This window comes from Mucilaginibacter achroorhodeus (assembly GCF_007846095.1).
Classification (GTDB): Bacteria; Bacteroidota; Bacteroidia; order Sphingobacteriales; family Sphingobacteriaceae; genus Mucilaginibacter; species Mucilaginibacter achroorhodeus.
The window spans coordinates 883,802-907,457 of record NZ_VOEI01000001.1; the positions used below are offsets into that span (position 1 = coordinate 883,802).

At 43.8% G+C, this 23,656-nt stretch carries 21 protein-coding genes; 19 read left to right on the forward strand and 2 right to left on the reverse strand.

What is annotated here, in order from left to right; translation table 11 throughout:
- The first annotated feature begins 2 nt into the window (after nucleotides 1-2).
- The 8 genes from FPZ42_RS04170 to FPZ42_RS04205 all read left to right on the forward strand — a co-directional run bounded on the left by FPZ42_RS04170 (nucleotide 3) and on the right by FPZ42_RS04205 (nucleotide 8,384).
- Entirely contained in the window at nucleotides 3-992 is a 990-nt protein-coding gene (locus FPZ42_RS04170) for a beta-ketoacyl-ACP synthase III (protein WP_146269215.1), read from the forward strand.
- Nucleotides 993-1,148: 156 nt separating this feature from the next.
- Complete coding sequence (accB, locus tag FPZ42_RS04175) at nucleotides 1,149-1,631, forward strand: acetyl-CoA carboxylase biotin carboxyl carrier protein (RefSeq protein WP_146269216.1); 483 nt, start codon at nucleotides 1,149-1,151, stop codon at nucleotides 1,629-1,631.
- A 116-nt stretch (nucleotides 1,632-1,747) separates the two neighbouring features.
- Nucleotides 1,748-3,082, forward strand: coding sequence for an acetyl-CoA carboxylase biotin carboxylase subunit (accC, locus tag FPZ42_RS04180; protein ID WP_146269217.1), 1,335 nt, complete (start codon nucleotides 1,748-1,750; stop codon nucleotides 3,080-3,082).
- Nucleotides 3,083-3,155: 73 nt separating this feature from the next.
- Nucleotides 3,156-4,016 carry a twin-arginine translocase subunit TatC gene (gene tatC / locus FPZ42_RS04185; protein ID WP_146269218.1) on the forward strand — a complete coding sequence of 287 codons (861 nt, stop codon included), beginning with the start codon at nucleotides 3,156-3,158 and terminating at the stop codon, nucleotides 4,014-4,016.
- A gap of 249 nt (nucleotides 4,017-4,265) precedes the next feature.
- Nucleotides 4,266-4,700, forward strand: a complete 435-nt coding sequence (rpiB, locus tag FPZ42_RS04190) for a ribose 5-phosphate isomerase B (protein WP_146269219.1) — start codon at nucleotides 4,266-4,268, stop codon at nucleotides 4,698-4,700.
- A 28-nt stretch (nucleotides 4,701-4,728) separates the two neighbouring features.
- The gene (locus FPZ42_RS04195) at nucleotides 4,729-6,309 is read left to right on the forward strand and encodes a M28 family peptidase (protein WP_146269220.1); all 1,581 of its coding nucleotides are present in this window, start codon (nucleotides 4,729-4,731) and stop codon (nucleotides 6,307-6,309) included.
- Nucleotides 6,310-6,443: 134 nt separating this feature from the next.
- Nucleotides 6,444-7,829: a LutB/LldF family L-lactate oxidation iron-sulfur protein gene (locus tag FPZ42_RS04200; protein ID WP_146269221.1), complete on the forward strand. Its 1,386-nt coding sequence runs from the start codon at nucleotides 6,444-6,446 to the stop codon at nucleotides 7,827-7,829.
- Between the two features lie 6 nt (nucleotides 7,830-7,835).
- Complete coding sequence (locus FPZ42_RS04205; RefSeq protein WP_146269222.1) at nucleotides 7,836-8,384, forward strand: dihydrofolate reductase family protein; 549 nt, start codon at nucleotides 7,836-7,838, stop codon at nucleotides 8,382-8,384.
- Here FPZ42_RS04205 and FPZ42_RS04210 read toward each other — a convergent pair.
- Complete coding sequence (locus FPZ42_RS04210; RefSeq protein WP_146269223.1) at nucleotides 8,381-9,229, reverse strand: DUF4198 domain-containing protein; 849 nt, start codon at nucleotides 9,227-9,229, stop codon at nucleotides 8,381-8,383. The two genes, FPZ42_RS04205 and FPZ42_RS04210, sit on opposite strands and share 4 nt — an antisense overlap.
- Nucleotides 9,230-9,287: 58 nt before the next feature.
- Between FPZ42_RS04210 and FPZ42_RS04215 the strand changes: the two genes are divergently transcribed.
- Nucleotides 9,288-11,264 (forward strand): alpha-ketoacid dehydrogenase subunit alpha/beta, encoded by a 1,977-nt coding sequence (locus FPZ42_RS04215; protein WP_146269224.1) that lies wholly within the window; start codon nucleotides 9,288-9,290, stop codon nucleotides 11,262-11,264.
- On the opposite strand, the gene FPZ42_RS04220 is transcribed toward FPZ42_RS04215, so the two are convergent.
- Nucleotides 11,261-12,037, reverse strand: coding sequence for a DUF1835 domain-containing protein (locus FPZ42_RS04220; RefSeq protein ID WP_146269225.1), 777 nt, complete (start codon nucleotides 12,035-12,037; stop codon nucleotides 11,261-11,263). The two genes, FPZ42_RS04215 and FPZ42_RS04220, sit on opposite strands and share 4 nt — an antisense overlap.
- A 397-nt stretch (nucleotides 12,038-12,434) precedes the next feature.
- Here FPZ42_RS04220 and FPZ42_RS04225 point away from each other — a divergent pair, with 397 nt between their 5' ends.
- From FPZ42_RS04225 to FPZ42_RS04270, 10 genes are all read left to right on the forward strand, one after another.
- The gene (locus FPZ42_RS04225) at nucleotides 12,435-13,190 is read left to right on the forward strand and encodes an ROK family protein (RefSeq protein ID WP_146269226.1); all 756 of its coding nucleotides are present in this window, start codon (nucleotides 12,435-12,437) and stop codon (nucleotides 13,188-13,190) included.
- Between the two features lie 26 nt (nucleotides 13,191-13,216).
- The gene (gene tkt, locus FPZ42_RS04230; RefSeq protein WP_146269227.1) at nucleotides 13,217-15,226 is read left to right on the forward strand and encodes a transketolase; all 2,010 of its coding nucleotides are present in this window, start codon (nucleotides 13,217-13,219) and stop codon (nucleotides 15,224-15,226) included.
- Between the two features lie 149 nt (nucleotides 15,227-15,375).
- The gene (gene rpiA / locus FPZ42_RS04235) at nucleotides 15,376-16,065 is read left to right on the forward strand and encodes a ribose 5-phosphate isomerase A (protein ID WP_146269228.1); all 690 of its coding nucleotides are present in this window, start codon (nucleotides 15,376-15,378) and stop codon (nucleotides 16,063-16,065) included.
- 143 nt (nucleotides 16,066-16,208) lie between these two features.
- Complete coding sequence (gene tal / locus FPZ42_RS04240; RefSeq protein WP_146269229.1) at nucleotides 16,209-17,303, forward strand: transaldolase; 1,095 nt, start codon at nucleotides 16,209-16,211, stop codon at nucleotides 17,301-17,303.
- Between the two features lie 4 nt (nucleotides 17,304-17,307).
- Nucleotides 17,308-17,952: an HAD family hydrolase gene (locus tag FPZ42_RS04245; RefSeq protein WP_146269230.1), complete on the forward strand. Its 645-nt coding sequence runs from the start codon at nucleotides 17,308-17,310 to the stop codon at nucleotides 17,950-17,952.
- Nucleotides 17,936-19,363, forward strand: coding sequence for an NADP-dependent phosphogluconate dehydrogenase (gene gndA, locus FPZ42_RS04250; RefSeq protein WP_146269231.1), 1,428 nt, complete (start codon nucleotides 17,936-17,938; stop codon nucleotides 19,361-19,363). Before FPZ42_RS04245 ends, gndA begins: the two co-directional genes overlap by 17 nt.
- Nucleotides 19,364-19,445: 82 nt before the next feature.
- Nucleotides 19,446-20,963: a glucose-6-phosphate dehydrogenase gene (gene zwf, locus FPZ42_RS04255; RefSeq protein WP_146269232.1), complete on the forward strand. Its 1,518-nt coding sequence runs from the start codon at nucleotides 19,446-19,448 to the stop codon at nucleotides 20,961-20,963.
- An 86-nt stretch (nucleotides 20,964-21,049) separates the two neighbouring features.
- The gene (gene pgl / locus FPZ42_RS04260; protein ID WP_146269233.1) at nucleotides 21,050-21,769 is read left to right on the forward strand and encodes a 6-phosphogluconolactonase; all 720 of its coding nucleotides are present in this window, start codon (nucleotides 21,050-21,052) and stop codon (nucleotides 21,767-21,769) included.
- Between the two features lie 93 nt (nucleotides 21,770-21,862).
- On the forward strand, nucleotides 21,863-22,966 hold the full coding sequence (locus FPZ42_RS04265) for a ParA family protein (protein ID WP_146269234.1): 1,104 nt from the start codon (nucleotides 21,863-21,865) through the stop codon (nucleotides 22,964-22,966).
- On the forward strand, nucleotides 22,966-23,655 hold the full coding sequence (locus FPZ42_RS04270) for a RelA/SpoT domain-containing protein (RefSeq protein WP_146269235.1): 690 nt from the start codon (nucleotides 22,966-22,968) through the stop codon (nucleotides 23,653-23,655). Before FPZ42_RS04265 ends, FPZ42_RS04270 begins: the two co-directional genes overlap by 1 nt.
- Nucleotide 23,656: the final 1 nt, after the last annotated feature.

Genomic DNA, 23,656 nt, shown 5'->3' on the forward strand with positions numbered 1-23,656 from the left:
GAATGAGCAAAATTACTGCTGCTATCACCGCCGTTAACGGTTACGTACCAGACTACGTTTTAACCAACCACGAGCTGGAAACGATGGTGGAGACCAACGATGAGTGGATAACCACCCGTACCGGTATAAAGGAGCGAAGGATATTAAAAGGCGAAGGCCTTGCTACTTCTGATATGGCAGTACCTGCCGTTGAAGGCCTCCTGAAAAAACGCGGCATATCTGCCGAAGAGATCGATCTGATCATATTTTGTACTACCACACCTGATATGCCTTTCCCGGCAACCGCCAATGTACTTGCCCACAAAATAGGTGCAAAAAACGCATGGGGATATGATCTGCAGGCAGCATGTTCAGGCTTTATATTTGGCTTAACTACCGGCGCCCAGTTCATTGAGAGCGGCAAGCATAAAAAAGTATTGATCGTAGGCGGCGATAAAATGTCATCTATCATCAATTACCAGGACAGGGCAACCTGTATCATTTTTGGAGATGGGTGTGGCTGTGCCTTACTTGAGCCTAATACCGAAGGTTATGGCATTATTGACACCGTAATGAAAAGTGATGGTGCCGGTGCTCAGTTACTTTTCCAGAAAGCAGGCGGCTCTTTACATCCTGCTACCCATCAAACTGTTGATGCTAAAGAACATTATGCATACCAGGAAGGGCAAGCAGTTTTTAAATTTGCTGTAACCAACATGGCTGATGTTGCTGCCGAAGTGCTGGAGCGTAATAACCTCAGCGGTGATGATATTGCATGGCTGGTGCCGCACCAGGCCAACAAGCGTATTATTGATGCTACCGCCAACCGTATAGGTTTAACACCTGAAAAGGTTATCGTAAATATAGAACGCTACGGCAACACTACCAATGGTACCATACCTTTGTGCCTGTGGGAATGGGAAAGCAAATTTAAAAAAGGCGATAACCTTATATTAGCGGCTTTTGGTGGCGGCTTTACCTGGGGTTCTATCTTTTTAAAGTGGGCGTACTAACATAGTGCTTTGGGTGTGGAAAGATGCAAACTGCATTTCAAAACATCTTGAAATACTTCATGTTAACAATAAATAAGTAAAAATCACCTGCACATCTGCATATTTGCACATTGCACATTTAAATAACTAATTTTATCCAAACCAATTATCGCTACTATGGATATTAAACAAATTCAGGATCTAATACGCTTCGTATCAAAATCAGGCGTTAATGAAGTTTCTATCGAGCAGGAAAATTTTAAAATCACTATAAAAACCAACGAGGCACCTACTTATGTAAATGCCACAGTACCTGTACAGGCACCGTTGGCAGCGGCACCTGCACCACAGCCTGTAAGTTTGCCTGCAGCAACGGCAGCAACTGAAGCACAAGAGCCTGCAGCAGCGGATACAGGCAATTACATCACCATTAAATCGCCGATGATCGGTACTTTCTACCGTTCATCATCGCCGGATAAACCAAGTTTTGCTAACGTTGGCGACGAAATAAGCGCAGGTAAAGTAGTTTGTATCATCGAAGCGATGAAATTATTCAACGAGATCGAATCTGAAGTATCAGGCCGTATTGTTAAAGTATTGGTTGAGAATGCTTCTCCGGTTGAATACGACCAGCCGTTATTTTTAGTTGAACCTAAGTAAATTTGAAAATTAGTTGATTTGAAGATTTGACAATGTCAGCCTCAAACCAACTGCTTATACTTTGAAGATCAAAGAATTTTCAAATAAACACATTTTCAAATTTTCAAATTAGAATCATGTTTAAAAAAATATTAATAGCTAACCGTGGTGAAATTGCCTTGCGTATTATTCGCACCTGTAAGGAAATGGGCATTAAAACCGTAGCTGTATACTCAACCGCTGATCGCGACAGCCTTCATGTGCGTTTTGCTGATGAAGCTGTATGTATCGGCCCGCCAATAAGCCGCGACTCTTACCTAAATATCCCCAATATCATTTCAGCAGCAGAGTTAACCAACGCCGATGCAATACATCCGGGTTACGGTTTCTTGTCTGAGAATGCAAAATTCTCTGCTATTTGTGCTGAGTACGGCATTAAGTTTATCGGCGCAACTGCCGACCAGATCAATGCCATGGGTGATAAATCATCTGCTAAAGAAACCATGAAAAAGGCTGGTGTACCAACCATTCCTGGTTCAGAAGGTTTGTTAACTGATGTTAAACAAGGTATCAGCATTGCTAAAAAAATAGGTTATCCTGTTATACTTAAAGCTACTGCCGGTGGTGGTGGCCGTGGTATGCGCGTAGTTTGGAAAGACGAAGAATTTGAAGCAGCCTGGGACAGCGCACGAGCTGAGTCCGGCGCAGCATTCGGCAATGATGGCCTTTATCTTGAGAAGTACGTAGAAGACCCACGCCACATTGAGATACAGGTGGTAGGTGACCAGTACGGTAAAGTTTGCCACCTGTCAGAACGTGATTGCTCGATACAACGCCGTCACCAGAAACTGGTTGAAGAGGCACCATCTCCGTTCATGACCGAAAAACTTCGTAAAAAAATGGGTGAGGCCGCCATAAAAGGTGCCAAAGCCGTTAAGTATGAGGGTGCAGGTACAGTAGAATTTTTGGTTGATAAGAACCGCAACTTCTACTTCATGGAGATGAACACCCGTATTCAGGTAGAACACCCGGTAACCGAAGAGGTTATCAACTTTGACCTTATAAAGGAGCAGATCAAAGTTGCTGCTGGTATCCCTATCTCTGGTAAAAACTACGAGCCAACAATGTGTGCTATTGAGTGCCGCATTAACGCCGAAGACCCTGCAAACGGTTTCCGCCCTTCGCCGGGTAAAATAACAAACTTCCACTCGCCGGGTGGCCATGGCGTACGTATAGATACCCACGTTTACAGTGGTTATGTGATTCCGCCAAACTACGATTCGATGATAGCGAAAGTTATCTGTGTAGCACAAACCCGTGAGGAAGCACTATCAACCATGGAGCGTGCGTTAAGCGAGTTTGTGATTGAAGGTATTAAAACTACCATTCCATTCCACTTAAAGTTGTTAAAAGATCCTAACTTCCGTGCGGGTAACTTTACAACCAAGTTTATGGAAACCTTTGAGTTTTAACAGGCTCAAAAAATCTTTTTAGTAGTATACAACGTAAATAATATCCCCACGTTAAAGGTGGGGATACATGCAAATGAGCGATAACAAATTAATAAAAGCAATTAAGGAAAAAGGCCAGAACATGGAGGCCGAAATGTCGTTCTTTGACCACCTTGAAGAATTGCGCTGGCACCTTGTTAGGTCTGCCATTGCAGTTTGTATCTTCATGGGCGTTGCGTTCTACTACTACGATTTCATATTTTCCCAAATTATCATGGGCCCCGCAAAGCCAACTTTCTGGACCTACCGGATGCTTTGTAAGTTGGGAGATGCTTTGCATCGTGATGGCTTCTGTGTACATGAAATACCTGTTAAATTGATGAATAACGAGATGGCAGGCCAGTTCACGTTACAGATCAATTCAGCATTGATGATAGGCATGGTATTAGGGTTCCCTTATTTGCTTTGGGAGGTATGGCGCTTTATTAAGCCGGCATTACACGAAAAAGAGCGCAAAGCAGCAGGAGGGTTTGTATTTTATGCTACCACACTTTTCGTTATCGGTATCATGTTCGGGTATTACATCATCACCCCCATGTCGGTTAACTTCCTTGCCAGCTACACCATCAGCCCCGAAATCACGAATTGGTTCTCTATTGATTCATACATTTCTTCGGTGGCTACTTTGACACTGGCGAGCGGTGCGGTTTTCCAACTGCCAATCTTGGTTTATATTTTATCGAGCTTGGGTATTTTAACGCCAAAATATATGCGTAGCGGCCGTCGTTATGCAATTGTTATTATCCTTATCATCGCGGCAGTAATTACGCCAACGCCCGATATGCTTACCATGACCGTTGTAAGTATACCGCTATTTGTGCTTTACGAAGTTGGTATAGTGGTAGCAGGTGTAGTCGAAAAACGCAAATTAGCCAGGGAAGTCGCAGGCGAATAAGCCTTGGCAATATCCAATAAAGAATTTAATGCCGGATAATGAAGTAAGCTTCGTTATCCGGCATTTGCTTTATAGGGTTGTTACGGTCAGCCTATTGAAACACTTATCGCTGATACAGGTCTTCAACAAGCCAAGACCACAAAGCAGCAGATGCATCTTTTCTCATTTCATATTATCCTCCGCACACACGCCCCTTTTCCAACAAAATCTTTACCTTCGGCTACGCATTTAAACTTTAAATTTGAGCTGATGAAAAATGGGTTAAAGATAGCCATTGGTGCAGACCATGCCGGGTTCGATTACAAACAAGCCATCTTGGGCATGTTTGATAACATTTCTTTTAAAGATTACGGAACCTACTCTTCTGACTCTGCCGACTATCCTGACTTTGCACACCTTGTTGCCACCGCAGTTGAAAAAGGAGAAGCTGATTTTGGCATCCTGCTTTGCGGTAGCGCCAATGGCGTAGCCATGACAGCTAACAAACACCAGGGCATACGCGCTGCCTTATGCTGGAAACAGGATGTTGCCATACCCGCCCGCACCCACAACAATGCGAACGTACTTTGCCTGCCTGCCAGGCACATGAGCCTTGAAGAGGTTAAGAAAACGATCGAGACCTTCCTTACCGAAGAATTTGAGGGTGGCCGCCACGCAAGGCGGGTTGACAAAATAAGCTGCTAACAAACTGACCTATTATTTAAAATAAACAATGAAAAAAGTATCATTATGGGTAGCCGGCGTTGCTATAACGGCATCGGCATGTGCACAAAACCCAACAGCGGTTAAGTACGGTAATCTAATTACCCCTGCCGATGCAAAAAAACACCTGAGCATACTGGCATCAGATGAGTATGAAGGCCGCGAGACAGGCAAACGCGGTGCCGAAATGGCTGCTAATTACATTGCAGCCGAATTTAAAAGATTAGGCCTGCAGGCTCCTGTAAAAGGCTCTTACTTTTTAGATGTTCCGCTTACGCAAAACACTGTTAATGTTAGCGCCTTAACCATCAACGGCCAAAGCTTCATGAACTGGAAGGATTTTGTTTTCCAGGGTGCTGCTGATGCCAAGGTAAATGCTACCGAAGTTGTATTTGTTGGTTTTGGTACACCGGAAGAATTAGCCGGCCTAAACCTGGCAGGCAAAGTGGTACTTTGGATAAACGAAGACAAACCTGAAGCAGGCAAACCCGCCAACACCAGTTACCGCATGACTGAAGGGCGCCGTGCTATTGTTAAAGCTATACAAGAGCAAAAGCCTGCATTGATATTGGCTGCAAATGAAGGCGTTAGCGCTGTACTTGCACGCTTTAACGGTGTAAATCCAAGTGGTGCCGGTCAGCTTTCACTTAAAAAAGGGGATGACGCGGCTGCTAAAGCTACCACTGCTCCATTATTTATTGTAACAGGGCCGGTTGCTGATGCAGCTTTAAAACCAAGTGGCAAAACGTTTGCCCAACTTAAAGAGGCTGCAGCTACTGCAAAACAATCTCAGGCTGTAAAAAGTACTGCAGATGTAACCATAAGTTCAACCAAGACAGATGTAAAAGCTGTAGACGTATTAGGCTTTATGCCGGGCAGCGATCCAAAACTTAAAGATGAGGTTTTGGTATTTTCTGCACATTATGACCATATCGGCTTAAATACCAAGCCTGGTGCTACTGATAAGGTTTACAACGGTGCTGATGACGATGGCTCAGGAACCACTGGTATCCTGGAGATCGCACGTGCTTTTTCTCAAGCTAAGAAAGACGGCAAAGGCCCGCGCCGCAGCGTTTTGTTCTTAGGCAACGTTGGTGAGGAGAAAGGCTTATTAGGTTCTGAGTATTACACAGATCATCCTGTTTTCCCGTTGGCTAACACTATTGCCGATCTAAACATTGACATGATCGGCCGTGTTGGTGAAGAATACGTTGGCAAACCGGATTCTGCTAACTACGTATATTCTATCGGCTCAAACATGCTAAGCTCTGATCTGCATAAAATTGGCGAGGCAGCTAACAACACATACACCAAAATGAAGCTGGATTACAAATATGATGATCCTAACGATCCAAACCGCTTCTACTACCGCTCAGATCATTACAACTTTGCCCGTTACAACGTGCCAATTATATTCTACTTTAACGGTGTACACGCAGATTACCACGGCCTTGGCGATGAAGTAAGTAAGATCAACTTCCCGCTATTAGCTAAACGTGCGCAACTGGCCTTTTACACCGGTTGGGAACTGGCTAACCGTGATGCCCGCCCGGTTGTTGACAAAGCCGACGCCGCAAAAGGCACAAGATAAATAGTACCTGTTTAAAACAAAAGAGCGACCCTTGGGCCGCTCTTTTTGTTTATATCCCTTATTTGTTTAACCTGTCCTTGTTGTATTTTTAACATATCATAAAACTTTTATCAGGTTTACTTACTTTCGCATACATGGCAAGCACGGCAGAAGATTTTTTGGTAGCATCAGAGCAAAAAGCCTTTGAAACAGAACACAGGCGCATTATCAATAACAACATTGATAAGTATGATGTGTCTTTCATAAAAGGCAAATCCCGCTTAGCCAACCTGGACCACTCCAAAAAGAAAGGCCACACCATCAAATGGCGGGTGATGGAAAACCTGGATAAGTTTTTACCGGAGTTTGAATCGAACTTCCAAAAACGCGGTGGTAAGGTAATATGGGCCAATGATGCCGAAGAAGCCCGCAAAGAGATCCTGGATATTATTCAAAAGGCAGGCGCAAAAACGGTTATCAAATCAAAATCTATGGCTACCGAGGAGATACACCTCAACGCGGCTTTAGAAGAACATGGTATTGAAGCCCTTGAAAGCGACCTTGGGGAATATATTGTGCAACTGCTGGGCCAGGAGCCCTACCACATGGTTACCCCTGCCATGCACTTATCTAAAGAGGACATAGCCAAACTTTTTAATGAAAAATTTGGCAGCCCTATAGATAGCACACCAGAGCAGCTTACCCAAAAAGCCCGCGAGATATTGCGCAGCAAATATTTGCAGGCAGACGTAGGCATATCAGGTGCTAATTTTTTAATTGCCGATACAGGCAGTATCGCCATCAGCGAGAACGAGGGTAATGCGCGCTTAACTACAAGCTTCCCCAAAATACACATTGCCGTTGTGGGTATCGAAAAAATGATACCATCAATTGCAGACCTGGACACTTTTTGGCCAATGCTGGCTACCCATGGTACCGGCCAAAATCTTACCGTTTATAATACCATATTGAGCGGCCCACGCCAGGCTAACGAAACCGATGGCCCGGAAGAAATGTATGTTGTTTTGCTTGATAATGGCCGCACTAATTTGCTCGCTCAAAAAGAGCAGCGGCAGGGCTTATACTGCATTCGATGTGGCGCATGTTTAAACGTTTGCCCTGTTTTCCAAAACATTGGCGGCCATACTTATGATTATACTTACGGTGGCCCAATTGGTTCGGTTATCGCCCCGCATTTAAGGGGTATGCAGGAGTTTAAGCACCTCAGCTTTGCATCGAGCCTTTGTGGTAAATGTACCGAAGTGTGCCCGGTTAAGATCGACATACACAAAATGCTGCTGCTAAACCGCCGCGATTCGGTTAAGGAAGGGCTGGCACCGGTAGTAGAAAAACTGGGCTGGCAGGCATGGACCAAAGGTATGCTTAAACGCAAACTTACCGACTTCTTTGGTGGTAAAATGAAAAACTGGATGCTTCGTACCTTCTTTAAAAAATCATGGGGGCACTACAAAGAGATGCCAAAAGTTGCCGAAAAATCTTTTAGTCAGCAATGGAAAGAGGGCCAGCGCCCGCAGCAATAAAATTTTATGAGAAGAAATGTGATCATGAATGTTGCCGTGAGCCTCGATGGATTTATTGAAGGCCCAAACGGCGAATACGACTGGTGTTTTAACGACCAGGATTATGGTATGGAAGCCTTTTACGCCAACACCGATACCCTGTTTATTGGCCGCAAAAGCTTTGAGATCATCCGCAACGATCTGGATATGTTCCCAGTTCCCAATATCTACGTTTTTTCAGATAGCCTTGAGCCTGAAGAAAATGAGAAATTCAAGGTGATCAGTCGCGATGATTTTGATGCCAAAGTCGACGCCATTTTAAATGCTGAAGGCGGCGATATCTGGCTTTTCGGCGGCGCCGAACTGATATCCATATTTATGCAAAAGCGTTTGGTAAGCGAATTGTTAATGGCTATCCACCCTATTGTATTGGGTGAAGGTAAAGCGCTTTTCCAGGAGATCAAAAGCCGGGTACAACTCAACTTATTGGATAGCAAGGCATACGATTCAGGCCTGTTACAAGTAAGGTATGAACTGAAGCCCTGGTTTAATCCTGAGACCTTGCCGCTGCTTTAATGCTTATCACCAAAGCCAAATTCTTTGTAGGTATTTGGTTCGTCATCATGGTTGCGGAATGAGAAGATGTAGCTGGCCACCCATGATTCATAATCTGCATCTTTTCCTTTCGACGCCTCAAACTTTGTAGCACGCAGCATGTATACACCCTCGCGACTGATATTCATATAAACCCGGCCTGCGCCATCTGTAGCCAATTTTTGCGGATAGATATTTCCTGATGACGCTTTAATGTACAACCAAACCGCGCCATCGTAAGGCTTGCCTTTAAATGTTACGGTTGCGGTAAGGTCTTCACCGTAATTAAGCTTGTATGGATTTTGTTTTAGTACTATCTCAAAATCGTCGCCAATTACCTTACTATGCTCACTACCGCCGGCATCACCAACAGTAAGCAGGGTTTTAATATAACGGTTATACTTTTCAGTAAAATTTAAAGCGTTGCTGTTTTTAAGCTTATCGGCAATATCATCATAACCTTGTTCGGTTAAAAATGCCAGGAAGTCTTCTCGTGGTATCTCGTTAAGCTCGTTATTATTTAAAGCAATAAGCACGGGGCCGTTATTCTCAACTTTATACTTCAACAAAGGCTTGCTGTTATCTTTGGTCACTTTAGTAAGATCAGTAACCTTTTTGCCTTCATATATGGCAAATTTGGTAGTTTGTTTAGCCGTGTAAGGAACCTCACTTTCGCCGGCCAGGTTTTCACCTAACACCAGGTGCAAATTTATAGTGTCGCCTTTTTTAAGAAAGAAATGCTCTGGCACCAGGAAATGATCGGGCACAAAGCTTACCAGTGCAATAAGGGCAAAAAATAAAAGGGACCTAACGTACAGTTGCTTCATAGCGAAATAGTGAATTGTTCAAACATACAAAGTTTTAAAAACTTCTTAGCTTTACGTAATGATTTTTGACCGGAAAAATATAGATAACGACGGACTAATAACGTTTTACAAGAAACTGTTATTGCCCCGGCTGGTTGAAGAGAAAATGCTGATACTGCTCCGTCAGGGCCGTATTGGCAAATGGTTTTCTGGCATCGGTCAGGAAGCTATCTCCGTTGGCGCCACGCTTGCGCTTGATGCCGATGAGTATATTTTGCCTATGCACCGTAACCTGGGTGTATTTACATCGCGCAATATCCCTATCTCCCGCCTGATGGCGCAATGGCAGGGTAAGGCATCAGGTTTTACAAAAGGTCGCGACCGCTCTTTCCATTTTGGCACGCAGGAATATAAGATCATAGGCATGATATCGCACCTTGGCCCGCAAATGGCCCTGGCCGATGGTATTGCACTTGCCCATAAGTTAAAAAAAGAGCAAAAAGTCACGCTTGTTTTTACAGGCGAAGGGGCAACCAGCGAAGGCGATTTTCACGAGGCGCTGAACATTGCCGCCGTGTGGGACCTGCCGGTTATATTCCTGATAGAAAATAACGGCTATGGCCTATCTACCCCAACCAATGAACAGTACCGTTGCGCAACTTTGGCCGATAGGGCTGTAGGCTATGGCATAGAGGGCCGCCGCATTGATGGCAACAACGTATTGGAAGTTTATCAAACCATTAGTGAACTGGCGCGTGAGATAAGGGAGAATCCGCGCCCGGTACTCATCGAATGCATGACGTTCCGTATGCGCGGGCACGAGGAAGCATCAGGGGTTAAATACGTGCCTCCGCATTTGATCGAGCAATGGAAGCAAAAAGATCCGCTGGATTGCTTTGAGAAATTCCTGCTTGATGAACAGGTGTTAAGGCCCGAGTGGGTACCATATCTTAGAAATGAATTTACATCGCTAATAGATACCGAAATTGAGAAGGTATTTAACGAGCCTGATATTATACCCCACGTGCAAACAGAGGAGCAGGCAATGTACCGCTTGTTTAATACCCCACGGCACGTACCATCAGAAACAAGCACGGATAAACGCTATATTGATGCCATATCTGATGCTTTGCGTTTTAGCATGCAAGCTCACCAAAACCTGGTGATAATGGGTCAGGATATAGCCGAGTATGGCGGGGCCTTTAAGATAACACAGGGTTTTGTTGACGAATTTGGCAAAGACCGCGTGCGCAACACTCCTATTTGCGAATCGGGCGTTGTTGGTACGGCGATGGGGTTGGCTATTAATGGTTATAAATCGGTGGTGGAGATGCAGTTTGCCGATTTTGTGAGCTGCGGCTTTAACCAGATAGTAAATAACCTTGCCAAAACCTATTACCGGTGGGGCCAAACCGTTGATACAGTGATAAGGATGCCAACGGGGGCGGGTAGCGGTGCAGGCCCTTTCCACTCCCAAAGCAACGAGGCCTGGTTCACTAAAACGCCGGGATTAAAGGTAGTTTACCCTGCCTTTCCTGATGATGCCAAAGGTTTATTGATGGCCGCCATTAACGACCCTAACCCGGTAATGTATTTTGAACATAAGGCCCTTTACCGCAGCATTAGCGGCAACGTGCCCGATGATGATTACTTTGTTGAAATAGGAAAAGCCCGTGTTGTACGAGAAGGCACCAAGGCAAGCATCATCACGTACGGGTTAGGTGTACATTGGGCAATTGAGTATGTCGATAACCACCCCGATCAGTCTATCGAGATCATCGACCTTCGCAGCTTGCAGCCGTGGGACAAAGCAGCAGTAGAAAAAACCGTTAAGAAAACCTCTAAGGTGATGGTATTGCATGAAGATACGCTAACCAGCGGCTTTGGCGGTGAAATTGCCGCTTACATTGGCGAACATTTATTTAAATATCTTGATGCACCGGTAATGCGCTGCGCAAGCCTTGATACAGCTATACCAATGAACAAAGCATTGGAAGACCAGTTTCTTGCCAAAGCGCGCTTGGAGGAAATGATGGAAAAGCTAATTAAGTTTTAACTTATCCCCAGCTTATCTAAATAAGTATTCAGCTCGCTATCTCCCATTCCGTAAATAGGTTCGGCTTTCCAAAACTCCTGGTGAATAGATGGGCGGTCTTTAGTACCATGGTTATAAATTTCCAATAATTTCTGCTCAATATAATTATGCCCGTTTGCATCGACCTGCAAGCGTTTGAGATGAGCATTCAGCGCTGCTTGCAGCGAATGCAGGTTACCCCAGAAACGTTCTGTTGCCAGCCAGTTTTGTAAGAGGGCGGCATCTTTAGCAATGTAAATATCCCAGGCTTCGGTGGCGAGTTCAAAATCGTAAGCGCTTAGCTGCACGCGGATACTATCGTACAGGTACTCCAGCTCGTCGCCAGTCAGTTCGCCCATGCCGCGAAAGTCGGGTTTGTTGGGGAAGCTGTCCGGGCATATCAGGTAAATGCTCCGCTCGTTAAGATCAGTATGTTGCGAAAGCATCATCATAACACCCAGCATATTTACCTGGCAATGCAGGTCAAACTCAAACCAAAGGTCTACCTCGTCATAATCGGCATTTAGTTTAGACAATGGTTCAACTACTTTTTGTTGATAGCCTTCAGCAGTCTCGCCGAAATTCTCACCTATCCAATTCGCTCTATTGTTCCAAAAACCACCAGAATTGATGTTCTCTAACAATGGCCCTTCCGATAGAACTTCGCGCCAAACCAGTACGTCACCATCAATACCGGTGCGCTCAAAACCGTGCAGGGTGGCATCGCCATTAAGAATGTGCAGAATGTTGCTCATAATTTTTAGATAGAGATGTAAGTTATACAAATGAACACAAATGGTAACGGTTAAGCTGTTTTATTTGTTTAGCGTAGCTTTTTAAACCTGTTATAGTGTTCACGTTCACGCCATGAACATCTGTGAACGCTCGTGAACGCTGACAGGATTTTGTCGGTATGATGGTCTTGCAAACAATCTTGTTAATGTCATAAACCGCCTTTCCGGCAAACCCAAAATGTTATAAAGAGTTATATAAAATGCCTGCACAGATAAAGTAACATAGAGATTACATAACTGTAAGGCAATTCCGCTTTATTTGGCGTTTAATAATATGGCTGTTTAGTATTGTTTTTTATATAATTATGTGATATTTACAGCGAATACCACATTATAACATCTTAATATTACCGGGTAAATGAAAACAACACCTTCCCAATTAAGGATACTTTCAATAGATATTGGCGGTTCAAGCGTTAAGGCAACCATATTAGACAGCAAGGGCGACCTTACAATGGATTACCAGAAGATTGCCACCCCCAAACCGGCCAACCCCGATAATATCATTAAGGCAATTAAAACCCTCGTAAAAAATTATCCCCCTTATGATCGCGTATCTGTAGGCTTCCCGGGTTATGTACGCAACGGTATTGTTAAAACAGCCCCTAATTTGGGCACCGATTTTTGGGCCGATGTTGATTTCAGAAAACGCCTTACCGAAGAACTTGGCCAAGACACCCAGGTTGTTAACGATGCTGATATGCAGGGCCTTGGCGTTGTAAAGGGCAAAGGCCTTGAGATGGTAATTACACTGGGCACCGGCTTTGGTACTGCTTTACTGATGGATGGGCACCTTTTGCCTCACCTGGAGGTATCACATCACCCGGTATCAAAGGGCCGTGACTATGACGAATATATTGGCGACCGTGCGCTTGACGAGATAGGTGAGAAAAAATGGAACCGCCGTATTCGCAAAGTTTTTCAAATATTAAAAACTGTATTCAATTACGACTATTTATATATAGGCGGCGGTAATTCAGACCTGCTTGATTTTAAGCTGGATAAGAACATGAAAATTGTTACCAATGCCGACGGAATAAAAGGCGGGGCGAGATTGTGGCAGGAGGATAAACATCCCGTTACACACGTTGCAATGGCAACCCCAACAAAATAATTACGCTATCTTTTTTACTTACAACAATGGAAAAACCGAACGAAAAACTTGAAAAATTAGCGATAGACACCGTAAGGATATTATCGGCAGATGCAGTACAGAAAGCAAACTCGGGCCACCCAGGCACGGCAATGGCTTTGGCCCCAATGGGCCATGTATTGTGGACCAAGTTTTTAAACTATAACCCGCATAACCCTGATTTTGTTAACCGCGACAGGTTTATCCTTTCAGCCGGCCATGCATGTATCCTGCAATACAGCTTCTTGTATTTAACCGGTTACGATCTTTCATTAGATGATATCAAACAATTCCGCCAGTTAAACAGCAAAACTGCCGGCCACCCGGAGTATGGTTTGGCACCGGGCGTTGACGTAACTACAGGCCCTCTTGGCCAGGGCTTTGCAAACGGTGTTGGTTTTGCAATTGGACAAAAACACTTGGCAGCCCGTTACAACAAACCGGGTTTTGATCTTTTTAACTACAATATTTACTCTATCGTAAGCGATGGCGATATGATGGAAGGCGTAACTTCTGAGGCTGCTTCTTTAGCCGGCCACCTGGAGTTAGGTAATTTGATCTATCTGTACGATGATAACCACATCTCTATTGAAGGCAGTACTGATATTGCTTTTAACGAGGATGTAAGCGCCCGTTTCCGTGCTTACGGATGGCATGTACAGGAGGTTAATGATGTTAATGACACCCACGCGTTAGAACTGGCCTTGATAAACGCTAAGGCAGAGTCTCAAAAACCTTCTCTGATCCGTGTACGTTCGTTGATCGCTTATGGCAGCCCTAACAAATCTGGCACTGCAGGCTCACACGGTTCACCGCTTGGTGCCGATGAAGTGAAACTGGTAAAAGAATTTTTTGGCTTTGATCCTGAAAAATCATTCAATGTACCTGATGAGGTATTGAAATATTACCGCGAAAAAGGTGAGCGCGGCGTTAAGAAAGAAGAAAAATGGAATGAACTTTTTGCTAAATACAAAGAGAAATATCCTGAGTTAGCAGCCGAGTTTGAAACTGCCTTTAAAGGCGATCTTCCGCAAGGCTGGGCTGATAAATTGCCAACCTTTAAGGCATCTGACCCTAAAATGGCTACCCGCCAGGCATCAGGTAAGGTACTAAACGCCATTGCAAGTGCACTGCCTAACCTATTAGGCGGCGCGGCCGACTTGGCACCATCAACCGAAACTAACCTTAAAGAAGAATTTTCGTTCACTTCAGAAAACCGTGCAGGCCGCAACTTCCACTTTGGTATCCGCGAGCACGCCATGGGTTCTGCATTGAATGGTATGTCGCTTACAAAAGGTTTGATACCTTTTGGTGCAACGTTCCTGCAGTTTGCAGATTACATGCGCCCTCCTATCCGTTTAGCGGCTATCATGAAAATCAGTCCGGTATTTGTGTACACGCACGATAGTATCGGCTTAGGCGAAGATGGTACTACCCACCAACCTGTTGAGCATTTGGCATCTCTGCGTGCTATCCCTAACGTAACGGTTATCCGTCCGGCTGATGCCAACGAAACCACTTACGCATGGAAAGTTGCTGTAGAGAAAAAAGGTGGCCCAACTGTATTGGTATTCACCCGCCAGGCATTGCCTATATTAGATCAGGATAAATTTGCTAAGGCATCTAATCTTGAGAAAGGCGCTTATGTAGTTTCTAAAGAAAGCGGCAACCCTGATTTATTATTATTAGCAACCGGGTCTGAAGTTGCATTGGTTTTACAGGCACAGGAAAAACTGGAAGCAGAAGGTATCTCAACCCGCGTGGTAAGCATGCCATCATGGGAGTTATTTGAGGCACAGGATGCAGCGTATAAAGAAAGTGTATTGCCAAAAGCAAGCAGAAAGCGCTTGGCTGTTGAGATGGCTTCGCCACAAGGCTGGCACAAATACACTACCGATGAGGGCGACACTTTGTGCATGACAACCTTTGGTGAATCTGCACCGGCTGATGACCTTTACAAACATTTCGGCTTCACTGTTGATAATGTTGTAGCGAAAGCGAAAGCGCTTTTAGGCTAATACCATAGTATCAAGTAGCAAGTATTTAGATGTACTGTCCATCTTCTTGCTACTTGATGCTTTCTACCTAATATCATTTATAAAAAAGATGTAAGTATGAAGTAAAGGCGTTCTGTCTTACTACCTGATACTTACTACTTGATACCAGTATGGATAGTTTAATTGAACGGCTCCAGTGGTCTTCTGAGATCATCAACCCGGAGGCTAAACAAAAAGTAGCGCGCCAGATTGCCCAAAAGGTTAAGGATGGCGATATACTTGGTGTTGGTTCCGGTTCTACCGTTTACATGGCTTTACTTGCCATTGCAGAACGCCTCAAGACCGAAAAATTAAATATTAAAGCTATCCCTACCTCGCTGGAGATCTCTATGTTCTGCAGCAAACTAGGCATCCCGCTTACCAGCCTCTACGAACATACACCTACCTGGTTATTTGACGGCGCCGACGAAGTTGACCCTAACAATTGGCTTATAAAGGGCCGCGGCGGTGCCATGTTCAAAGAGAAGTTGCTGATCAGCGTAAGCCCGGTGAGCTACATCATTGTAGATGACTCCAAAATGGTTAACCAGTTGTGCACCCACTTCCCGGTGCCGGTTGAGGTTTTCCCGCAGGCTTTGGTCTCAGTAGGGCAAAAGTTGGAAGAATTGGGAGCTACCAGTATTGTACTACGCCCGGCAAAAGGCAAAGATGGCCCTATTATTACTGAAAACAATAATCTGGTTTTAGATTGCCATTTCGATAACGTCAGCAAAACGCTTGAGCGTGACATTAAATCAATTACCGGTGTGATAGAAAGCGGATTGTTTATCGGTTATCCGGTAGAGATCATCAAAGCATAAGTTTAAACAGCTAATTGACACGGCGTAAACGCAATAAGGAGATTAGTATTACATTATAAAACACATTAATCAGCACATTTGGCTGTTCTAAGTGTTATACTTACAATAATTAACGAATTAAAAACCATACAGATACATTTATCATGGCAAATAAAGTAAAGCAAATTCACGAGTTCGGTCAGAGCATCTGGCTTGATTTTATCGACCGCGAGATCATTTCATCAGGTAAACTGCAAAAGTTAATTGATGAGGACGGCGTTAGAGGCGTAACCTCAAATCCGGCCATATTTGAGAAGGCAATAACCAGCAGTTCAGATTACGATGCCGATATTAAAGAGTTCGGTAAAACGGCAAAAACAACTGAAGATGTGTTTTTTGAATTAGCTGTTAAAGATATTCAGGCAGCAGCCGATTTATTTGATCAGGTTTATAATGAGGGAGTTGTAGGTGCCGATGGTTATGTAAGCCTTGAGGTATCTCCGTTTTTAGCTTTAGATGCCGAGGGTACTGCTAAACAAGCTGAAGAGCTATGGAAAAAAGTTGACCGTAAAAACGTGATGATCAAAATCCCTGGTACAAAACCGGGCCTTCAGGCTATCCGCCAGTCAATCGCAAAAGGCATCAATATCAACGTTACATTGCTGTTTGGCTTACAGCGTTACGAGGAAGTTACCGAGGCTTATATAGCAGGTTTGGAAGACCACCTGGCAGCAGGCCACAACATTGCGCACATTTCGTCGGTGGCCAGCTTCTTCTTAAGCCGTATCGATGTAATGATCGATCCATTATTGGAAGAAAAGGGCTTGAGCGACCTTAAAGGCGAAGTTGCCATTGCATCTGCTAAAAAAGCCTACGAAATATACAAACGCGTATTCAGCACCGAGCGCTGGAAAGCGTTGGAAGCTAAAGGTGCAAAACCACAGCGTTTGCTTTGGGCAAGTACCAGCAGCAAGAACCCTGATTTTAAAGACACCAAATATGTTGAGGCCCTTATTGGCCCTGATACCGTTGATACCGTGCCTTTGGAAACTATTGAAGCTTTCCGCGACCACGGTATTGCTGCCGATACTTTAATGCTTGGTTTAGAGCAGGCTACTGAAACTTTACAGCGTGTAAAAGCTGCAGGTATCAACCTTGATGAGATCACCCAGAAATTAGAAGATGAAGGTATCGATAAGTTCAACAAGCCTTTCGAGAAACTTTTAAAGGCAATTGAGGACCAACAGAAAAAGGACTAAATTAATGGAAGCAACATCTGTTAAATTCCTGTTTTTCGATATTGGTGGGGTTTTACTTACTAACGGCTGGGGGCACCAGTCGCGCGAGGAAGCTGCACGAAAATTTGGCCTTGATTATAACGAGGTTAAGGAGCTGCACACATTTATCTTTAATGTGTACGAGGCCGCCGGTGTAGACTTGGATGATTACCTGGATACCGTTGTTTTTAACCACCCGCGCGAATTTACCCGCGAGGATTTTAAGAACTTCATGTTTGAGCAATCAAAGGAATTGCCGGATATGCTTGCCTGGCTTAAGGAATGGAAAAAAACATCCGGCTTTAAGATAATGGCCATCAACAACGAGGGCAAGGAACTGAATGATTACCGCATCAAGAAGTTTAAACTGCACGAGGTGTTTGATGCATTTATCTCCTCATGTGAAGTAGGCATCCGCAAGCCCGACCCTGCTATTTTTAAACTGGCAATGGGCGTGGCCATGGCGCAACCATCAGAGTGTGTCTATTTTGACGACAGGAAGATGTTTGCCATTGCTGCAGGTAAACTGGGTATGCGGGCATACCAGCATACCGGTTTCGAAACAACCAAAAAGATACTTGAAGATTTAAAAAAAGAATTCAACACAACAAAAAATGAGCACAACAGATAAATATGCTTTCGGCATGATAGGCCTTGGTGTTATGGGCCGCAGCTTGCTGCTGAATATGGCAGACCATGGTTTTGCTGTAGCCGGGCATGATAAAGATGCAGGCAAAGTAGATTCACTAAATAAAGAAGGTGGTGATCTGCAGGTTAAGGGTTTTTTAGATGTAAAGGAATTTATCCAGAACCTTAAAACGCCGCGTGCCATTATGATGCTGGTACCTGCAGGTAAACCTGTTGACAGCGTTATTGAAGAGCTTACACCATTGCTTGATAAAGGCGATATTTTAATAGATGGCGGTAACTCGCACTTTACCGATACTAACCGCCGCGTAGAAGAACTGGAAGCTAAAGGCCTGCATTTCTTCGGTATGGGCGTGTCTGGAGGCGAAGAAGGTGCACGCCGCGGCCCAAGCATGATGCCGGGTGGCGATAAAGATGCCTATGCGGTAATGAAACCGATTTTTGAAGCTATTGCTGCGAAAGTAAACGGTGAGCCTTGTGTTACTTACATTGGCCCTGGCGCATCTGGTCACTTCGTAAAGATGGTGCACAACGGTATTGAGTACGGTATAATGGAGTTGTTGGCAGAGACCTACGAGATCATGAAAAAAGGTCTTAAAATGGACAACGAAGCCATTGGTAAAGTATTTGCCGACTGGAACGAAGGCCGTGCGCAATCATTCCTTTTAGATATCACCAAAGATATTTTCAAATACAAAGCACCGGGCACAGATCACCTGTTGCTTGATGATATTAAAGATGAAGCCCGCGCCAAAGGTACCGGTAAGTGGACCTCTCAAAGCGCTATGGATCTGCAGGCACCTATCCCAACGGTAGACGTTGCCGTATCCATGCGCGACTTGTCTAAATACAAAGAGTTACGCACACAAGCCGCAGGTATTTACAGCAAGGATGATCATCAGCAAATTGAGGGTGATGATAAAGAGCTTTTAGAAGCTCTGGAAAACGCTTTCTATTTCACCATGATCATCAGCTATGCGCAAGGCATGCACATGCTGTCGAGAGCATCTGAAGAGTATCAGTATGATCTTCACCTGGATGAGATCGCTAAGATTTGGAGAGGTGGCTGTATCATCCGCTCTAAATTCCTGGAGAATATCTATAATGCCTACGGCAAGGATAAAAACTTAAAGCACCTGTTACTGGATGCGGATGTAGCCAAACTGGTTGAAGGTACTATACCGGCCATACGCCAGGTAGTAGCTGCAGCTGTTAAAGTAGGCATAGCAGCTCCCGGCTACGCAGCATCTTTAAGCTATTTCGATGCCTTCCGCACCGAACGTTTACCATCAAACCTAACCCAGGCCCAGCGCGACTATTTTGGCGCGCACACTTATGAGCTTATAGGCAAAGAAGGTACGTTCCATACCCAATGGGCACCGGAAAAAGAATAATTTAAAGTGCGGGATGTTGGAGCGGGACGCCAGAATTTTCTCCGGCATCCCGCTCCTATTTCCCGCTCCAAAAAACACAACAATGAGCAACAATAACGCAAAAGCCGATCCTACCATATTTATCATCTTTGGCGGTACCGGAGACCTTAACGCCCGTAAAATTGCACCTGCGCTTTATAACCTGTTCTTAGATGGTTGGATGCCCGCGCAATTTTCAATAATTGGTACTGGCCGTACCAAACTTACCGATGAGCAGTTCCGCGATAACCTGCATAAGGATATTAACCAGTTCTCGCGTAGCGGTAAAGCCGATGAAAAAAAATGGGCAGAGTTCTCAGCAAACATATACTACCAGGTATCTGATGCAACTAATGCAGAAACCTATAAAGAGTTTGGTAAACGTATTGAAAAGCACAACAAAGAGTGGAAAACCACCGCCAACGTGTTATTCTACCTTGCAGTGGCGCCAAATTTCTTCCCTATCATTGCATCAAATATTTCTAAAGCCAAACTGGCTGAGGATAAAAACCGCGTACGCATCATTATCGAGAAACCTTTCGGTCATGATTTAGAGTCGGCCAGAGACCTTAATGAATTGCTTAAGGGTATTTTTGATGAGTGCCAGATCTACCGTATTGACCATTACCTGGGTAAAGAGACGGTACAGAACATCATGGCCTTCCGCTTTGCCAACTCTATTATGGAACCACTTTGGAACCGTAATTATATAGAGCATGTGCAAATTTCGGTTACCGAGCAATTGGGTGTTGAAGAACGTGGTGATTACTACGATGGCTCAGGTGCTATGCGCGATATGATCCAGAACCACTTGCTGCAGTTGCTTTGCCACATAGCCATGGAACCACCAGTTAGCTTTAATGCTGACGAGGTGCGCGACCGCAAGGTTGATGTTTTACGCGCTATGCGCAGGTTCACACCCGAAGATGTGCGTAATTCTGCAGTGCGTGGCCAATATGGCAGCGGCTGGATGAAGGGGCAGGAAGTACCGGGCTACCGCGAGGAGCAAAAGGTAGATCCTCAATCAAACACCGAGACATTTGCCGCAATCAAGTTCTTTATTGATAACTGGCGCTGGCAGGGCGTTCCGTTCTACCTGCGTACAGGTAAACGTATGCACCAGTCGTCATCGGTAATTAATATCCAATTTAAGGATGTACCGCACCTGATATTTCCTACTGAGGCTGCCGAAAGCTGGCAACAGAACAGGCTGATCATCAGCATACAGCCGGAGATGAGTATCCGCTTGCAGGTACAGGCCAAACGCCCTGGTATTGATATGGTGCTGAATGCCGTTGATATGGTGTTCGACTATAAAGGCACCTATACCAACCAGGCGCCTGAAGCTTACGAAACTTTGATATTGGATACCATGCTTGGCGACCAAACCCTGTTTATGCGTGGCGACCAGGTTGAAGCTGCATGGGAACTGGTAATGCCTATCCTGAACACATGGCAAAATAAAAAGAGCCTTAATTTCCCTAACTACAGCGCCGACTCATGGGGGCCTGAAGCTGCAGAGGCTTTAATTGCCCGCGATGGTTTCAATTGGTTTACCCTACCGGTTAACGGCAAAAAATAATCTCGATTTGATGATTTGAAGATGTGTTGATTTGAAAATATTTAGCGCATCTTCAAATTTTCAAATCATCTAATTTTCAAATTGAGATGACTTTAAATGTTTTTAACACAGATACCGAGGTTTTAGCCGCATTAGCTGCCTACTTTGCCGATCGTGCCAAGGAAGCCATTGAGGCTAAAGATCGCTTTGCGGTTGCCTTAAGCGGTGGCAGTTCGCCTAAAAAGCTGCATGAACTGTTGGTAAGCGAGTACCGCGATATAATAGAATGGAACAAAGTGTTCTTCTTTTTCGGCGATGAGCGCGATGTGCCGTTAACCGATTCGCAGAGCAATTACCTGATGGCGAAACAAACCTTGTTTGACCCGCTGGGGATTGATCCTGCACATGTTTTCCCGGTGCAGACGGATCTTGGTGCAGAGGAAGCAGCCAAACAATACACCGAAAAAATTGCGGATTTCTTTGATGGCGAAAAAGCGGAATTCGACCTGATCATTTTAGGTTTAGGCGATAACTCGCATACTGCATCTTTGTTCCCGCATACCAGCGTGTTGCATGATGAAAGTGCATCCGTACAGGCTTTGTACATTGATGAGGTTAAGATGAACCGCATCACGTTCACCGCACCATTGATAAACAATGCAGAGCATATTGCCTTCCTGGTTTACGGCCAGGGCAAAGCCGAAGCGGTTAAACACATCCTTGAGGATGATACCAACGTTGAGGAATACCCGGCGCAATTGATCAAAAGCACCGATGTCCAATGGTTCTTGGATGATCCCGCAGCGAGTGCGTTGCAGAAGAGATAAAATAAAAAGCCTTCCGGAATCGGAAGGCTTTTTATTTTAATAGTTTTGTTACATCGGCATAATGTTTATATTTATTTCAAAGAGACCTAGTCAATGAAAATTATTTCCTTATTCAACAACAAAGGCGGGGTTGGTAAAACAACTTTAGCATTTCATTTATCCAATATTTTAGCCGAACAGGGACATAAAATTCTCATAATAGATTTAGATCCTCAATGCAATTTGACCATTTGTGGAATGGATGAAGAAGCATTACATAACATTTGGCTTGAGGAAGATAGCTTTATCGATGATTTTGAGTCTTCTATGAAAAATATGTCAGTAAATGATTTTTCTGACTTCCTTGATACGCCAAAGACAATACATTTTTTATTGAAGCCAACAGAAGACGGTGTAAGTGATTTGCCGAAACTACCACCGCCTGTACCTGTAAAAAATAATTTAGATTTGATTCCTGGTAGATTAACAATTCATAAATATGAAAATAAAATCTCAGAAAGGTGGAGCGGTGCCTATCTCGGCGAATCGCTTTCTATAAGAACTCTCACAAATATTAGAACAATTGCCGAACAGTACACAGCAATCCATAACTACGACTTTGTTATAATTGATACATCACCAAGTTTAGGCGCTTTGAATAAAGTAATTATATCGACTGTCGACGGTTTTTTGATACCAGCATTACCTGATATGTTTTCACTGTATGGCATTAGAAATATAGGGGGAGCTTTAAATCAATGGAAAAAGGAGTTCAATACTATTTATGGATTGATTTCGGAAGATAAAAGAAATAGATTTCCGACCAACTTTGTAAGATTTTTAGGTTACACGATATATAATGCAAAAAAATATAAGGATGTTACTCCATGGGATTTAGCCAAAGCTCATTATAATTATGCTCAACAAATTCCGGAGACAATTGAAGCATTTATTAATCCAGACTTACGTAGCCATCTTGATCCAGAGTTAGCAAAAACGCCAATAGGTGGGAAAAGTGTAATGCATTCGCATAATACTTTGCCAAACATGTCTCAAAAATACAAACGTCCTATTTGGGAAATTCCTGATTTACCAAATTTGGAAGCTGATGATATATCTACAATCAAAGGCAATGCAAATACATTATACAAACCAACCAGAGAAAGATATATAGAATTTGCAAAAAGTTTGTTAGAAAGAATCGAAACCCTTAATTGATGACAACAGAAATTCAAGAGTCGGTCCAGGCTTATATGGACAAGCAATTTGAATACAAGCAGTTTTTAGCTGGAGTATTGGTGTTCTTCGGAGATCATCCCCAGCTTAACAAAAAGCCGTTTCCGATAATTCATTCTATTAAATCTCGTTTAAAAGATCCGACCCACCTTGAAGATAAACTACAAAGAAAATTAGATAAAGGTATCATGATTACAAAAGATAATCTTTTTGATATCATATCGGACTTTGCAGGCGTTAGGGTTCTGCATCTTTATCAAGACCAATTCGAGGAAATTAATAAAGCAATAAATGATAAGATTGAAAGCGGAGATTGGATTTTTGTTGAAAGACCAAAAGCTTATACTTGGGATCCTGAATCTGCTGCATTTTACAGTACATTAGGATTAGATACGGAAGTTAGAGACACCTACTATACAAGCATTCACTATTTGGTTAAGCCGAATAATAAAAATAAAATCTGTTGTGAAATTCAAGTTAGAACATTGTTTGAAGAAATATGGGGAGAAATAGATCATACAATCAATTACCCCCACCCTACTGACAGCCTGGCTTGCAAGGAGCAAATAAGAGTGCTTGCAAAATTAGTTTCAACAGGCACCAGGCTCGCCGATTCTATATTCAGAACACATAAAGAATTTAATCTAACCCGCTACGACTCTAGTATTTGAC

Coding starts and splice junctions, on each gene's coding strand:
- FPZ42_RS04265 (WP_146269234.1), top strand. CDS start 21,863: ATGAAAATTATTTCCTTATTCAACAACAAAGGCGGGGTTGGTAAAACA.
- FPZ42_RS04170 (WP_146269215.1), top strand. CDS start 3: ATGAGCAAAATTACTGCTGCTATCACCGCCGTTAACGGTTACGTACCA.
- tal (WP_146269229.1), top strand. CDS start 16,209: ATGGCAAATAAAGTAAAGCAAATTCACGAGTTCGGTCAGAGCATCTGG.
- pgl (WP_146269233.1), top strand. CDS start 21,050: ATGACTTTAAATGTTTTTAACACAGATACCGAGGTTTTAGCCGCATTA.
- FPZ42_RS04215 (WP_146269224.1), top strand. CDS start 9,288: ATGATTTTTGACCGGAAAAATATAGATAACGACGGACTAATAACGTTT.
- FPZ42_RS04225 (WP_146269226.1), top strand. CDS start 12,435: ATGAAAACAACACCTTCCCAATTAAGGATACTTTCAATAGATATTGGC.
- rpiA (WP_146269228.1), top strand. CDS start 15,376: ATGGATAGTTTAATTGAACGGCTCCAGTGGTCTTCTGAGATCATCAAC.
- FPZ42_RS04245 (WP_146269230.1), top strand. CDS start 17,308: ATGGAAGCAACATCTGTTAAATTCCTGTTTTTCGATATTGGTGGGGTT.
- zwf (WP_146269232.1), top strand. CDS start 19,446: ATGAGCAACAATAACGCAAAAGCCGATCCTACCATATTTATCATCTTT.
- tkt (WP_146269227.1), top strand. CDS start 13,217: ATGGAAAAACCGAACGAAAAACTTGAAAAATTAGCGATAGACACCGTA.
- FPZ42_RS04195 (WP_146269220.1), top strand. CDS start 4,729: ATGAAAAAAGTATCATTATGGGTAGCCGGCGTTGCTATAACGGCATCG.
- FPZ42_RS04220 (WP_146269225.1), bottom strand. CDS start 12,037: ATGAGCAACATTCTGCACATTCTTAATGGCGATGCCACCCTGCACGGT.
- FPZ42_RS04210 (WP_146269223.1), bottom strand. CDS start 9,229: ATGAAGCAACTGTACGTTAGGTCCCTTTTATTTTTTGCCCTTATTGCA.
- accC (WP_146269217.1), top strand. CDS start 1,748: ATGTTTAAAAAAATATTAATAGCTAACCGTGGTGAAATTGCCTTGCGT.
- tatC (WP_146269218.1), top strand. CDS start 3,156: ATGAGCGATAACAAATTAATAAAAGCAATTAAGGAAAAAGGCCAGAAC.
- FPZ42_RS04205 (WP_146269222.1), top strand. CDS start 7,836: ATGAGAAGAAATGTGATCATGAATGTTGCCGTGAGCCTCGATGGATTT.
- accB (WP_146269216.1), top strand. CDS start 1,149: ATGGATATTAAACAAATTCAGGATCTAATACGCTTCGTATCAAAATCA.
- FPZ42_RS04200 (WP_146269221.1), top strand. CDS start 6,444: ATGGCAAGCACGGCAGAAGATTTTTTGGTAGCATCAGAGCAAAAAGCC.
- rpiB (WP_146269219.1), top strand. CDS start 4,266: ATGAAAAATGGGTTAAAGATAGCCATTGGTGCAGACCATGCCGGGTTC.
- gndA (WP_146269231.1), top strand. CDS start 17,936: ATGAGCACAACAGATAAATATGCTTTCGGCATGATAGGCCTTGGTGTT.
- FPZ42_RS04270 (WP_146269235.1), top strand. CDS start 22,966: ATGACAACAGAAATTCAAGAGTCGGTCCAGGCTTATATGGACAAGCAA.